This window comes from Paenibacillus sp. VT-400, from assembly GCF_001029205.1.
Taxonomy (GTDB): domain Bacteria; phylum Bacillota; class Bacilli; order Paenibacillales; family Paenibacillaceae; genus Paenibacillus; species Paenibacillus amylolyticus.
Map to the genome: position 1 here is coordinate 1 of NZ_LELF01000069.1, position 14,649 is coordinate 14,649.

Below are 14,649 nucleotides of genomic sequence, written 5' to 3' on the forward strand. Positions count from 1 at the left end.
GTCGCCTTGGTGAGCCGTTACCTCACCAACTAGCTAATGCGCCGCAGGCCCATCCCCAAGTGACAGATTACTCCGTCTTTCCAGTTTCCTTCAGGCGAAGAAAACAATTATTCGGTATTAGCTACCGTTTCCGGTAGTTGTCCCAAACTTGAGGGCAGGTTGCCTACGTGTTACTCACCCGTCCGCCGCTAACCTTCAGAGAAGCAAGCTTCTCTTCAAGTCCGCTCGACTTGCATGTATTAGGCATGCCGCCAGCGTTCGTCCTGAGCCAGGATCAAACTCTCCAATAAAGTATTGAAAAGAGCGATAAGCTCATTTTGAATCTGACGAGATTAAAAATCTCATTTGTGCTCCAGCCGATCCAAGCCAAGGCTTGTCTCAAACTTTCGCGTTCATTCTGCAAGCAGAATGTTTACTCACTCGTTGTTCAGTTTTCAAAGATCAAACTTATTTCGTTACCGAATGTCGTTCTCTTCAGCAACTTTTATATCTTATCACATCCGAACCAACTTTGCAAGCTCTTTTTTTAAGTTTCTTTCGAAGCTTATTTCATTTGCTTGCCGCACCGTGTAAACCGTGTTTTCTTGGCCGGAATTAGAATATACCATGTAGAGATATTGAATGCAAGTCTTTTTTTGAAACTATATTAACAATCGGTTTGATCTAATACGGACGTACATATGTTATTCTCCCAACTTAGCAAGTTCATACGCACGTCCACCTAACTTTTTAATGTTTAACATTCCTAGCAGGAACCTTTCTTGGCCATAAACTGTAACTAAAGCTTATCAGAAAATCGATTCCCAGTATCATTCCCCACACTCTGATCAGATTATTGAAGACAGCTGTACGTTCAGCATCTCCAATCCACCATATCATGGCTAATAAAAAAGCACTTCCTATAGCCCAAGCCAATAGATGTCTAAACCATCCACTACGCTCACGACTCGCATGTTCTCTACCATACAACTTGTTGCTACGAGGGTTTTCTCCACCCTTGAACCAGTATAGGAAATATCGATCCGCCCAAGCGATCATCTGGTGACCATAGGCAATGCTTACTCCTATATACACCGCAGCTATACCATGAATCATACTTGCTGTAGCTCCTCGCTGTAGATCCATAACTGTAGCTACCAGCAATAACAGATCGATAACCGGCGTCGCCATTAACAAACCGATGCCTATTCGCTTCATGCCAAGGAGATACCTGACACTCAGACCCGCGAACACAAAAACCCAAAAGGCAATCTCACATCCTATAATGAAATAACCAATCATTTCAGCCTCTCCTTTTATGATACAGATGTATTAAATATAATTTAGCACGTGTGTACTATAATAATCAACAGTGATATAATATGCCTATGCCTAAAATTGTTGATCACGATAAACAGCGCGTGCTCGTGGCCGAGGCAGCTTGGCGTATTATACGAAGAGATGGCATGGAACAGGCCTCTGTTCGAAATATTGCTGAAGAAGCTGGAGTTTCGGTCGGTTCGATGCGTCACTACTTTTCTACTCAATCGGAACTACTACGATATGCCATGAATTTGGTATCTGAACGGGTGTCTCATCGAGTCCAAAAAATGTCCTTTACCGGCTCTCCCATGGACAATATGAAATGCCTATTGCTCGAATTCTTACCAAACACGGAAGAAAAGCTGGCCGAAATGGAGGTGTGGTACGCTTTTACAGCCAGATCGAAAACCGATCCTACACTCAAAGAACTTGCTGATACCGTATATGATGAACTTAGACAAGCTGTAGGTTCTGTTATCAACTACCTGATAAAGCACGACCTCTCCAGACCCGATCTGGACAAAGAACTGGAGATCGAGAGATTGTATGCACTGGTGGATGGCTTAGGCATACATACCGTGCTTAGACCGGATCAGATGAATGCCAAGCTCATGGACGATGTTCTCACTTTGCATCTTGCTTCCTTGTGCCGTTAAACCAAAAAAACCGCAGCACATTCGTTGTGACTAAGACCCGTTACGATAACAGGAGTTAGTTCTGAATGTCTGACGGTTTTTCTTTTTATCCGATAATGATCCGGCCCTCCGGATGACGATACAGTTTCTTCTCTTTGCGCGGACGAAGGGCATACGCGATGGTTAATGGCCCGATCCGACCTACAAACATGGTAAAGGTAATGATGATTTTTCCCCAATTGGTCAACTCATCAGTCACTCCCACAGAAAGACCCACGGTACCGATTGCGGACGCAGCTTCAAACATCAGTGAAAGGAATGGCGCATCCTCTGTCGTAAGCAGAAGCATCACCACGATCATGAATATGATCAGAGAAACCATAATAATGGTCAACGCCCTCATCAGCAGTTCTTTCGGAACACGCTGGCGGAAAAACACAATATCCTTATTTCCCCGAATCATGGCATACACCGCACCAATCATGATCAGGAATGTAGTCGTCTTGATTCCGCCCCCGGTCGATCCTGGGGAAGCGCCGATAAACATCAGCAGAATGAAGAAGAATTGGGTAGCCTGCCTCATCTCCGTGATATCGATTGTGCTCGTTCCCGACGAACGTGTAGAGACAGACTGGAAGAAGGACGCATAGATCTTCTCGCTCCATGTGAGTGAAGCCAGTGTATGTCCATTGGTGAATTCGAAAACAAACAACACAATCGCTCCTATACCGATCAGCGCTCCGGATACAGACAGCACCAGTTTGGACTGAAGAGATAAACGGCGGCGTTTGCGATACTCAAACAGGTCATTCAATACAACAAAACCCAGTCCACCAGAGACAACGAGCACAGAAGCGGTCACATTGAATATCCAATCTCCAGTGTAGTATTGGAAGCTGTTACCAAACAGATCAAATCCACCATTATTAAACAATGAAACAGAGTGGAATATTCCATAGTATACGGCCTGACCCAATGGCATCTCCGTCGCCCAGCGCAGCGCTAGTATGACAGCCGCCACCCCTTCAATGGTAAAGGAGAAAATCAACACCTTGCGAATAATGCGTACTATCCCTTCCATACTGTCTGCATTAATGGCTTCTTTGAGTAATAACCTGTCCTTGAGTGAGATTCGCTTGCCCAATACAAGTGCAAAGAGAGTAGCCATGGTCATGAATCCGAGTCCACCAAGCTGCATCAATACCATAATGACGATCTGACCAAACAAATTAAACGTCGTCCCTACATCCACAACGACAAGTCCAGTTACACATGCGGCAGAGGTTGATGTAAAGAGCGCGTCAATAAACGCCAAATGCATACCGCTTTGGTTGGAGATTGGCAACATGAGAAGCACCGTTCCAATCGCAATGATAAGCAGAAAACCACCGACCAGAATTAACGGAGGAGATAAGAATTTGGCAAAGTGAAGCCTGAACTTCATGAAGGGCACCTCTTTTAACAAAAATACGAACAGGTTAATCTAACAATTTCAAGACGCGGTGTTACCCTAATGGTGTGCTGTGAGCAAGGGCCTTCTGACAAACTTTATTTTTAGCGTCTATGTAAACCTAAAGAGGAACTTGCCCCAGCATGATACTGAACGGCAGGTTCCTCTTCTATTATGAACGTATCCTACGTTCCTTATTTAATCTTGCGTACGAGGACGCATGTGCGGGAAGAGCAGTACGTCACGAATCGATGGGGAGTTGGTAAGCAGCATGATCAGACGATCAACCCCGATTCCCAATCCGCCTGTTGGTGGCATACCATATTCGAGCGCACGGATGAAGTCGTCATCCATCTCATGAGCTTCGTCGTTCCCATGTTCTTTCTCCAGCATCTGTGCTTCAAAGCGCTGACGCTGATCGATTGGATCATTCAGCTCTGTGAAGGCATTGGCATGCTCGCGTCCAACGATGAACAATTCGAAGCGATCCGTGAAGCGCGGATCTACATCATTTTTCTTCGCTAGTGGTGAGATTTCAAGAGGATGTCCCATAATGAATGTCGGTTGAATCAACGTCTCTTCTACAAATTCTTCAAAGAACGCGTTCAGAATATGACCAAATGTCATATGTTTCTCAACCGGAACCTTATGTTCCTTCGCCAAGTTATGTGCTTCCTCATCCGTCATGTGTACGGAGAAGTCAACGCCCACAACTTCCTTAACTGCATCCACCATCGTAACACGGCGCCACTGCGGTGTAAGATCTACTTCATAATCTCCATACTGGATCACTTGTGTACCCAGTACTTCCTGTGCAATATGAGCAACCAGGTTCTCCGTCAATTGCATAATATCCTTGTAGTCGGCATATGCCTCATACAATTCAATCATGGTGAACTCGGGATTGTGACGTGTGGACATACCTTCATTCCGATATACACGGCCGATCTCATATACCTTCTCCAGTCCGCCAACAATCAGACGTTTCAGGTGAAGTTCAATCGCAATCCGCATGTACAGTTCCATATCTAGCGCATTGTGATGTGTGATGAACGGACGTGCTGCCGCTCCTCCTGCGATCGTATGCAACGTAGGTGTTTCCACTTCCAGATATCCAAGGGAATCCAGATAACGACGCATCGATTGAATGATTTTGGAACGTGCGATAAAGGTCTGTTGTACGTCCGGGCTCATAATCAGGTCAACATAACGCTGGCGGTAACGCAGCTCTACATCGGTGAGACCATGGAATTTATCCGGAAGCGGATAGAGCGATTTGGACAGCACTTCAAGATCTTTCACTTTGACAGAAGTTTCACCTGTTTTGGTCTTAAAGATCACACCCGTTACCCCAACGATATCGCCAAGGTCCAGCAGGCTAAATGCCGCATACTTGTCTTCAGGCACGCTATCCTGACGAACATAGATCTGGATTCTGCCGCTCAGGTCCTGAATATGTGCGAAGCTTGCTTTACCCATTCCCCGCTTCGCCATAATCCGTCCGGCAATACTGACTTCGATGTGCTTCTCTTCCAGCTCTTCCTTGGTCAGTTCTTCATACTTCTTCAGAATGGAGCCGGCTTCTTCGGTACGTACGTATTTTTGGCCAAAAGGGTCGATTCCCAATTTGCGGAGCTCGTCCAATTTGTCACGGCGAATTTGTAAAAGCTCACTAAGTTCGGTTTCCTGATTCAAGACTTCATCCGTCATGATCTGTATTCATCTCCTTATTTACATTGCAGGCATCGCGAGAGGACGTTTTCCTCTAATGTTGAAAAAGCTTCCCTAAGGAAGCTTTTGTTTACCGTGCCCAACTGCTTCGTTGCTATAGCTTTTTAATGTCCATAATTTTATATTGAATTACGCCAGCAGGCACACTTACATCAACAACTGTACCTTTTTTCTTGCCCAGAATCGCTTTACCTACAGGGCTCTCATTCGATATCTTGTTCTGAAGGGGGTCTGCCTCCGCAGTACCTACAATCGTATATTCCGTGATGTCGCCAAACTCCAGATCTTCTACAGTGACGGTTGCACCCACGCTTACGGCATCGGTATCGATCTCGTCGCTGTTAATAATCCGCGCGTTACGAAGCAATTTCTCCAACGTGATTACACGTCCTTCAATGAAAGCTTGCTCATTCTTCGCGTCTTCGTATTCAGAGTTTTCACTGATATCTCCATACCCGATGGCTACTTTAATCCGTTCAGCCACTTCGCGGCGCTTCACTGATTTCAATGTTTCCAATTCTTCTTCCAGCTTCTTGAGTCCTTCTGGTGTAAGGATAACTTCCTTGTCGCTCATCTCAACCGATTCTCCTGTCATGGGAATAAATTTGATTGTACGGCAACGGAATCAGTGCTTGTTACAGAGCTCCGCTCGCATACATCTTCAAAACTATATGAAGTTCTCCAGAGAAATAGAATATTCCTCCTGATGCTATAGCCTTATTAACGCACATGGCGAATTTATACTGAGAAATTATAGGGGAACGATCTCGAAAAGTCAATGTTACGTCCCCTATAGGTGTAAACGTTTTACAGATGCGTTTATAATTAAGATGCATTTCCGGTGATTACCGGTTCTGACTCCAAATTACCTTCGCTTTTCAGCTGACTCACAAAGTTCTCCAGAATCTGTACCATCTCGTCCCGCTTGGTTCCTTCCATAATAACATCCTTGATGCGGGCAGATCCTTTCAGGCCTTTCAAATACCAAGCCAGATGTTTACGCATCTCGCGTACGGCAACTGTCTCATTCTTCAATGCGATCAGGCGATCCATATGCAGGATGGCAACACGGATCTTCTCTTCGCCATTCGGGTCAGGAAGCAATTCCCCCGTGCTTAAGTATTGAATGGTACGATACAGCATCCATGGGTTACCCAGGGCGGCACGACCGATCATAACTCCGTCACAACCCGTTTCATCCAGCATACGGCGTGCATCCTCTGGTGTATGGACATCACCATTGCCGATCACTGGGATAGAGACAGCTTCTTTTACATCTTTGATGTGTGACCAGTCAGCTGTGCCTGTATAGAGTTGCTCACGCGTACGGCCGTGTACACTTACCGCCTGTCCGCCAGCACGTTCAACCGCGAGCGCATTCTCCACCGCGAAGATATGCTCGTTATCCCAGCCGATACGCATCTTGACCGTCACCGGCTTCTCCACCGCGTCCACAACAGCGGATACCATCTCATAGATTTTGTTCGGATCAAGCAACCAACGTGCACCGGCATCACATTTCGTTACCTTTGGCACAGGGCATCCCATGTTAATATCGATGATGTCTGCATTGGTTTCTTTGTCCACGATTTTGGCTGCTTCTACAAGGGAATCACGATCTCCCCCAAAAATCTGAAGGCTCAGCGGTTTCTCACGCTCATCTACAAACAACATCTCACGTGTACGCTGGTTGCCATGGACAATGGCTTTGCCACTCACCATCTCCGCGCATACGAGACCTGTTCCGAATTCTTTTGCGATCAAACGAAAAGCCGGATTACATACGCCAGCCATCGGCGCAAGTACGACCTGGTTTTTCATTTCAATGCCACCAATGTTAAGCACGGTAGTCGTTCCACTCCTTTTTTAATTCTGTATATATCACGATATAAAGTTCGATCAGTGTCTTGGTTGTTGTAACATGGCGAAACCGAAACGGTCCTAGTTGCCCCGCAACTCCTCGATACTGATTGCCAGCACACCAGCAATTCGATCGAGTTCTTGCTGTGATACCTTACGGTTTCCCCGTTCAATGGTTCCCAGAATGGCCAGCGAGATGCCGGTCTCGGCCGCAAGTTCATGTTGTGTTAAACCTTTCAGCTTCCGGAATGCCCGGATTCGGTTGGCCAATTGCATGTTTTCCAAAGCTGTATTCCATCCTTTCCATCCAGTACAGACAACGATGAGTGTACAAAGGTATACAAACCTGAAATCTCGCCCTCCGGTACGATATCCGACAGTGGTACCAGTACAAAAGCCCGTTCTCCCATGCGGGGATGAGGCAATTGAAGCAATTCGGTATCTCGCGTCTCACCGTGCATCCAGAGCAGATCCAGATCAACGGTGCGCGGTCCCCAGCGAATATCACGAACACGACCGAGACGGTTCTCGATATCCAATAATTCCGTGAGCAACTGCTCAGGTGTCAGCATCGCCTGTACGGCGACTGCCATATTCAGAAATGCAGGCTGATCTACATATCCTACAGGCTCCGTCTCATATAGTGCAGAACAACGCAGAACGGATATATGAGGGTGTTCATCCAGCAAAGACAATGCTTCAAACAGCGTCTGTTCCCGGTCACCCAAATTGGCCCCTAAAGCAATATAAGCCTCTGAAGATTCAGAGGTCGAATGTGCAATCATGATCGGTTCTCACTTTCTTGTGCGGCGAAGCTCTACCGTTACGCCCTCAAAATGAATATCGAATGGCGGATGTGGCTTCGTCACCTTGACTGTCAATGCATTGATAATAGTATAAGTGTCTAGTAAGGAAGATGCAATATGTTCGCCCAAAGCTTCAATTAACTGGAATGACTTATTCTCTACAATCTGTTTTACCAGCTCATGGATCTCCGCATAATTAATCGTTTTGGTCAGATCATCGTTACGTCCGGCCTCACCCAGGTCCATATCAATCTCCAGATCAATATAGTACCGCTGCCCAAGCTTCCGTTCTTCTGCAAAAACACCATGATAGCCGTAATACTCCATACGATGCAATACCATTCTATCCATACGATCCATACGATCCATACGATCCGCCTACCCTCTATATATATTGAAATTTTAATCTATTTGAAGTTATGCCTTAGCTTCGCCTTTGAAAAACGCTGCGCTTCCACTGGACGGGTCACCAGGGACCCGCCAGCATTATTTCCTCCGTATACCCGGAGAAGCATACAACATGGCATCACACATGTCTGCCGTCCGCCGAATCGGCTTCACATCATGAACCCGAACCATCTGGCAGCCTTGGGCAATGCCAAATGCAACGGTCGCAGCGGTTCCTTCCAGCGCATCATCCGCCCCGACATCCAGAGTGTTCTGGATGAATCTTTTGCGTGAGGTGGCTAGCAGAACGGGATACCCCATTTCATTGAGCAAACCGAGCGATGACATGAGCTTCAGATTTTCTCCGAGATCCTTCACAAAACCAATGCCCGGGTCCAGGATAATTTGATCTGCTTTCACGCCGGCTGTTAACGCAATTTGTATACTCTCCTGCAAATCACTGACGACATCACCCAGATAATCGGTGTAATTCCGATCCTGCCGATTATGCATCAAAATGATGGGACACCCCAGTTCGGCTACCGTGCGGGCCATATCTGGATCTGTCTTGGCACCCCACACATCATTAATAATATGAGCACCGGCCAGAATAGCCTGACGTGCAACATCGGCCTTATACGTGTCTACCGATATCGGAATGTGCGGGGCTTGCTGATGCAATGCTTCAATAACCGGAATAATTCGGCTAAGCTCTTCATCGGCGCCCACAATATCTGAACCTGGCCGGGTGGACTCCCCGCCGATATCAATCAGGTCCGCCCCATCCTCCATCATCTTCTTGGCATGGGCAACCGCCCGCTCCACGTTGGTATAACGTCCACCATCCGAGAACGAGTCAGGCGTGACGTTAAGAATGCCCATAATCTGTGTTCTTGTACCCAGCTTCAATTCAGCTGGCCCCCATGCATAGTTCCGTTCATAGATGACAGGTGTAAGTGTCATGAAGTATACCCCGCTTTCTGCCGGTACATACCCAGAAGGACTGCTGTAACCGGGCCAATATGTCCATTGCTAATTATCGTTTCGGCTCCGTCCTGATCCCGCAGAGTTGTCACCGGAACCAGTTCGGCCACCGAGCCGGTTAGAAATATTTCATCTGCTTGCAGGAGATCCTCCCAGGAAGCTAACGTTTCTATGCAGGGGATTCCTTGCTGCGAGGCAATCTCCATTACCACAGCTCTCGTGATACCCGGCAGAATGCCGGTTGAGAGTGCTGGCGTGTAGAGAACATTTTCCCGTACCCAAAACACATTGCTGACGATCCCTTCCGCTATATGACCATCCCGGGTTAATTGTAGCCCTTCTGCACCCTGCACATACTGCCCGTATCCATTAAGCTCCCGTTTCGCCAGAATGCTGTTCATATAATGCAGCGACTTGAACCGAACTTCTCCTTCGGGCGTGTTGCGAGGTGTAGACAACCGTTGGAGCATTTTGCCGCTTTCATATAAAGAGGGAGAAGGTTCAGGTAATGCTTTTGCCAGTACGATATGATTTGGCTTTGAATAATCACCAGAAGGTAAGCCTAGCGGTGCTTCACCGGCTGATACCGTGTATCGCACATACGCATCCCGAAGTCCGTTCGCATCCATCAAACGTTGAATCCAATCTGTCACCTCTGCCGCGGTCGTTGTAAAAGGAATGCCAAGTTCCTTACACCCCGAGGCCATGCGCTCCAGATGCCGTTCCAAAAGATATGGGACACCTTGATACGTCCGGAACGTCTCAAACAGTCCAAGTCCGTACAAAAAGCCGTGATCCGTTACAGGAACCACGGCCGCCGCCATATTGACCAACTCTCCATTTATCGCGGCATATTGCATGTTATACCTTCACTTGTTGGGACAAAAAGTTACGAAGCATCTGATGACCATGGTCTGTAATAATGGATTCCGGGTGGAATTGAACCCCTTCAATCGCATATTCTTTGTGGCGCAAACCCATAATCTCACCTTCAGCTGTCTCCGCTGTAATCTCCAGGCAGTCAGGCAAGCTGCTGCGCTCGACAATCAGGGAGTGGTAACGGGTAGCTGTGAATGGAGATGGCAATCCGGCAAAGACCGAAGTCCCGTTATGGTGCATCTCGGATGTTTTGCCGTGCATCATACGCTCCGCACGAATGACATTGCCACCAAACGCTTGTCCAATGGACTGATGCCCCAGGCACACACCAAAGATCGGAATGCTTCCCTTGAAATGATCAATGACTGCCAAGCTAATGCCTGCTTCATTCGGTGTACACGGGCCCGGAGAGATCAGAATATGATCAGGTGCCAGTGCCTCTATGCCTGCCAGATCAATCTCGTCGTTGCGGCGAACTTCCACCGTCTCGCCCAGTTCACCCAGATATTGAACCAGGTTATACGTGAAAGAATCGTAATTATCGATAACCAGTATCATATGCCTGCTCCTCCTCATCTTCCGTCAATGCAAGTGACGGTTGCTTCGTTTTATTTTATTTTATTTTAGTTAACAGCTTCTGTTCTTTTCGCTTGTTCTTGTTCAATAGCTCTGCTTGCTTCCGCCTCTTCGCTGTAATTCACAGCTCTCATCATGGCTCTTGCCTTGTTGCGGCATTCCTTGTATTCCCGATATGGATCGGAATCAATAACAATCCCTGCCCCGGCCTGTACATAACCAATACCGTCCTTAATGGCAAGTGTACGAATGACAATGTTCAATTCCATATTCCCACTGTAATCCATCCACCCGATGGAACCCGTATAAGGCCCACGCCGCACAGGCTCAAGTTCCTCGATAATCTCCATGGTGCGGACTTTTGGGGCTCCTGTAATCGTTCCACCCGGGAATGTCGCAGCGATCACATCAAATACGGATAACCCTTCTGCCAGCCTGCCTTCCACCTGGGAAACGAGATGCATGACATGGGAATACTTCTCGATGGTCATCAATTCAGGCACATGAACCGAACCGTAGGCTGCAATCCGTCCGATATCATTCCGTTCCAGATCAACGAGCATAATATGCTCCGCCCGTTCCTTCTCACTGCTGAGCAGTTCATCCGCCATAGCTTTGTCCTCTGCTTCATCCCGGCCCCTTCTTCGGGTCCCTGCGATGGGACGTGCACTGACTTTGCCATTCTCCACTTTGACCAGAAGCTCGGGAGATCCGCTTACCAGTTGAAAGTCTGGACTACGCAGCATTCCCATATACGGTGATGGATTCACAAGGCGCAGCCATTCATAAATATGCTCAGCGCTCGAATGAAGCCGCTTTTCCTGTCTCAAGGACAGGTTCACCTGGAACACATCGCCCTGCCTGATATATTCCTGTACCGTACGCACAGCTTGTTCAAAGTCCTCCTGGGGAAAGGAGGTTTCCCATCCTTCCGATTCCCTTTCCGCATCTTCAGGCTGCGGGGTACGATTGACCTGCTTGTTGCGGCGTTCCAGTGCCTGTTGTTGTTCCTCAGCCTGAGCAGCCCCCATAATATGAAGCCAACGTTTCTGCATCGCTGTCGCTCGTGCTTCTGCCGCTGAATATAGACTACGGATATCAGTTTCGTTCCGGTTAGGCTCTATAGCCAGATGAACCATGCAGAAAAGTGCCTGCTGCTCATGGTCATACGCCCATATTTCTTCAAAGCGCATCCACCAATAATCCGGCAGAGCCGGGTTATCCTCAGCCAAATCTGGGAGCTTCTCCAATGATCTTGCTACATCGTAGCTGAGATAACCTGCGTATCCACCCCCAAAGTCTGGAGCCCCATTAACCTTGGGTGCACTATACGGGGCAGTCCATCTCTTCAATACATCAAGCGGCTTGCCGCTGTCCGTCGAGGTGGCTCCTTGCGTCACATCATGAATAACCGCTTCTTGACCCTTGCCGGAAATAACGGATACGGGGTCTAACCCCAGAAATGTATATCTCCCGCCTTTGCCATTCTCCAGCACAATTGCGTATGGTGACGCCTGCTTCCAGGCTGCCTCCCACGATAACGGTAAACCGCCATGATACGGTCCCTCATCCGACTTCGTGATATAGGGCATCATGGTCCAGCCTTGTTCAGCCCACTCCATCCAGTCGGCGTATGTTGTCATCAGGTGTGTCATTGCGGTGTGCCGCCCTCCATCTGTCGCTAGTTCTATTGTCTGATAGTATACTAAAGCGCCGCCCCTTTTAAAAGCATTACGCCAAAAATCCTCCATACCCGTCATACGGGCAAGGAGGATTGGTTTTGTCATTTGTAGACTTAGCCTTCGAAGTTGTAAAGAGGTGTGCTGAGGTAACGTTCGCCGTTACTTGGCACGATTACGACCACGCGCTTACCTTCACCCAACTGTTTCGCAACCTGAAGACCTGCACGGATCGCCGCACCGGAAGAAATACCGGACAGGATGCCCTCTTCCTTCGCTACCTGACGAGCCGTCTCGAATGCATCATCATTCTCAATGTGAATGATCTCATCATAGATTTCCTGATCCAGAATCTCAGGGATAAAGTTGGCGCCAATCCCCTGGATCTTATGTGGTCCTGGTTTGCCGCCCGCCAGAATTGGCGAAGCTGCTGGCTCAACTGCAACAATTTTAATACCAGAGAAAGCTTCTTTCAGCACTTCCCCTACACCTGTAATTGTTCCACCTGTACCGATTCCTGCAACGAAAGCATCCAACGTACCGCCTACAGATTGAATTGCTTCAACAATCTCAGGGCCAGTCGTTTCACGGTGGATCTTCACGTTGGCTTTATTTTTAAATTGCTCAGCCATGAAATAGGAAGGGTTTTCTTTCAGCAGTTCTTCGGCTTTTTTAACAGCACCATTCATGCCTTCAGCTCCAGGTGTAAGCACAAGCTCAGCACCATACGCACGAAGCAAGTTGCGACGCTCCAAGCTCATCGTCTCAGGCATTACAATAACGGACTTGTAGCCTTTGGCTGCAGCCACCATCGCGAGTCCAATTCCCGTGTTACCACTTGTTGCTTCAATAATGGTATCACCTGGTTTTAGCTTGCCTTCTTTTTCCGCTTCTTCCACAATGCTAATTGCGATACGGTCTTTCACGCTTGAACCTGGATTCTGGTACTCCAGCTTCACGAATACTTCAGCACTGCCTTCAGGTACGATACGGTTCAGACGAACAAGCGGAGTACCTCCGATGAGTTCTGTTACGTTATTAACTACTTTAGCCATATGAATGCCCTCCTTAGTGGATGAATAAAACTTGAGTCCTGTTAACCTATACTGTGCGGCCGGTAGCCTCTAGCTGTTATAGAAGAACTGCGGAAATCCTGTTGATCCTATCCCTTACTGCCAAGATTTCTAGCAGGGCGGAGGTTTCCGAAAGTTTCTTTGTTCATAAATAAATCTTTTATATCCGAGTAAACGAGTAGGTATTTATTATTTTCATCTTATCAACGTTAACCCTTATTGTCAATATGAGTACTCAAAAAAAAATACTCTGCCTTTGGCCCTAAGACCGCAGACAGAGTATTTTTATCAAGATGCAGCAGTACGAGACAATCTTTTCCATTGCATTCAGGAGGCAGGAATCTCGGACAGGATTACGGCTTCATACTTGTTACGCAGCATTTGCTCTACCTGCGGCAACGGATCAGCCTGACTCAGAGCCAGTTGCATTCGAATCTCCTCACGGACTTCTTCGGCCGATTGCACCTGGCGTTCTTCTTTATCATTAAGTCTGATAATAACATAACCTTCTTCCACTCGAACCGGTCCGGCAATATCGCCTACATCCAGCCCGGCAGCAAGTTGAAGGATTTCTTCTGACTGGAATGGATCATTCCGCTCAATCCACCCCAGCCTCCCACCAGCGTCACGAGAGAAGCTGTCTGTCGATTGCTTGCGAGCAGCTTCTTCAAAGTCCTCCCCCTTCTCCAACGCATCCAGTAAGGAATTGGCTTCATCTTCTTCCTTCACTACGATGATGGACAAGTCATATTTCTCGGGGGAAACGTAATCCTCACGGTGTTCAGTCCAGTAATGCTCAATATCTGCATCCTTGATCTGTATGCCGATCGTTGCGATTTTCTCAAGCAGCAGCCTGTAGCCGGCTTCCAACTCAAGTTCCTGTTTCGACAGACCCAATTGAGACTTCATTTCGTCAAAATATGATTTCTCTGAATCATACCCATCCATCGCGGCGGCAAGTTCTCTTGCAATCTCTTGGGGAGTGACGATCAGCTTGCGTTCGATTGCTTCGGCATATACTGCTTTACGGTTTAACATCTGGAGTAATAACTCACTGCCGTAACGTCGTTTCAGCGCATCGGTCCACTCTTTGTCCGTGATAACTTCTCCGTTGATCGTCGCTACGGTGCTTCCTTCTTCCGTATTAGCATCATGGGATGCATCTGCCTCGTCTTTGCCCTGTCTGAGACCATGCATAGCCATCACACTACCCATGACCAGCATACCTAGCGTCAAGACAATTACAGCCGTCCACAACCCTTTTTCCTGTCTTGTCATTCCGCATCC

15 protein-coding genes and 1 rRNA gene are annotated in these 14,649 nt (G+C 47.6%); 1 reads left to right on the plus strand and 15 read right to left on the minus strand.

The window, feature by feature from the left end; all coding sequences use genetic code 11:
• Both EL84_RS30010 and EL84_RS30015 read right to left on the minus strand, forming a co-directional pair.
• Positions 1 to 290, minus strand: a 16S ribosomal RNA gene (locus EL84_RS30010); the annotation flags it as partial.
• Between the two features lie 439 nt (positions 291 to 729).
• A complete protein-coding gene (locus EL84_RS30015) occupies positions 730 to 1,281 on the minus strand; it encodes a hypothetical protein (protein ID WP_047844499.1) in 552 nt (183 codons plus the stop codon).
• 80 nt (positions 1,282 to 1,361) lie between these two features.
• On the opposite strand from EL84_RS30015, the gene EL84_RS30020 reads away from it, so the two are divergent.
• Positions 1,362 to 1,958 (plus strand): TetR/AcrR family transcriptional regulator, encoded by a 597-nt coding sequence (locus EL84_RS30020; RefSeq protein WP_321163462.1) that lies wholly within the window; start codon positions 1,362 to 1,364, stop codon positions 1,956 to 1,958.
• Positions 1,959 to 2,043: 85 nt separating this feature from the next.
• Here EL84_RS30020 and EL84_RS30025 read toward each other — a convergent pair whose 3' ends face one another.
• The 13 genes from EL84_RS30025 to EL84_RS30085 form a co-directional block, all read right to left on the minus strand.
• Positions 2,044 to 3,381, minus strand: a complete 1,338-nt coding sequence (locus EL84_RS30025) for a TrkH family potassium uptake protein (RefSeq protein WP_036606097.1) — start codon at positions 3,379 to 3,381, stop codon at positions 2,044 to 2,046.
• Positions 3,382 to 3,585: 204 nt separating this feature from the next.
• The gene (lysS, locus tag EL84_RS30030; RefSeq protein WP_047844500.1) at positions 3,586 to 5,097 is read right to left on the minus strand and encodes a lysine--tRNA ligase; all 1,512 of its coding nucleotides are present in this window, start codon (positions 5,095 to 5,097) and stop codon (positions 3,586 to 3,588) included.
• 115 nt (positions 5,098 to 5,212) lie between these two features.
• Complete coding sequence (gene greA, locus EL84_RS30035) at positions 5,213 to 5,692, minus strand: transcription elongation factor GreA (protein ID WP_036606099.1); 480 nt, start codon at positions 5,690 to 5,692, stop codon at positions 5,213 to 5,215.
• A gap of 251 nt (positions 5,693 to 5,943) precedes the next feature.
• Entirely contained in the window at positions 5,944 to 6,963 is a 1,020-nt protein-coding gene (gene dusB / locus EL84_RS30040; RefSeq protein WP_047844501.1) for a tRNA dihydrouridine synthase DusB, read from the minus strand.
• Positions 6,964 to 7,059: 96 nt separating this feature from the next.
• Entirely contained in the window at positions 7,060 to 7,254 is a 195-nt protein-coding gene (locus tag EL84_RS30045; protein WP_036668438.1) for a helix-turn-helix domain-containing protein, read from the minus strand.
• Positions 7,215 to 7,763 (minus strand): 2-amino-4-hydroxy-6-hydroxymethyldihydropteridine diphosphokinase, encoded by a 549-nt coding sequence (folK, locus tag EL84_RS30050; protein ID WP_047844503.1) that lies wholly within the window; start codon positions 7,761 to 7,763, stop codon positions 7,215 to 7,217. The genes EL84_RS30045 and folK overlap by 40 nt, the downstream gene beginning before the upstream one ends.
• Positions 7,764 to 7,772: 9 nt before the next feature.
• Positions 7,773 to 8,135: a dihydroneopterin aldolase gene (gene folB / locus EL84_RS30055; RefSeq protein WP_036606103.1), complete on the minus strand. Its 363-nt coding sequence runs from the start codon at positions 8,133 to 8,135 to the stop codon at positions 7,773 to 7,775.
• Between the two features lie 135 nt (positions 8,136 to 8,270).
• The gene (gene folP / locus EL84_RS30060) at positions 8,271 to 9,134 is read right to left on the minus strand and encodes a dihydropteroate synthase (protein WP_047844504.1); all 864 of its coding nucleotides are present in this window, start codon (positions 9,132 to 9,134) and stop codon (positions 8,271 to 8,273) included.
• Entirely contained in the window at positions 9,131 to 10,015 is an 885-nt protein-coding gene (locus EL84_RS30065; protein WP_047844505.1) for an aminotransferase class IV, read from the minus strand. The genes folP and EL84_RS30065 overlap by 4 nt, the downstream gene beginning before the upstream one ends.
• A 1-nt stretch (position 10,016) precedes the next feature.
• A complete protein-coding gene (gene pabA, locus EL84_RS30070) occupies positions 10,017 to 10,592 on the minus strand; it encodes an aminodeoxychorismate/anthranilate synthase component II (RefSeq protein ID WP_036606106.1) in 576 nt (191 codons plus the stop codon).
• 65 nt (positions 10,593 to 10,657) lie between these two features.
• On the minus strand, positions 10,658 to 12,265 hold the full coding sequence (locus tag EL84_RS30075; RefSeq protein WP_047844506.1) for an anthranilate synthase component I family protein: 1,608 nt from the start codon (positions 12,263 to 12,265) through the stop codon (positions 10,658 to 10,660).
• 140 nt (positions 12,266 to 12,405) lie between these two features.
• On the minus strand, positions 12,406 to 13,344 hold the full coding sequence (cysK, locus tag EL84_RS30080; protein WP_036606108.1) for a cysteine synthase A: 939 nt from the start codon (positions 13,342 to 13,344) through the stop codon (positions 12,406 to 12,408).
• Between the two features lie 345 nt (positions 13,345 to 13,689).
• Positions 13,690 to 14,640, minus strand: a complete 951-nt coding sequence (locus EL84_RS30085; protein WP_047844507.1) for a peptidyl-prolyl cis-trans isomerase — start codon at positions 14,638 to 14,640, stop codon at positions 13,690 to 13,692.
• Positions 14,641 to 14,649 lie beyond the last annotated feature (9 nt).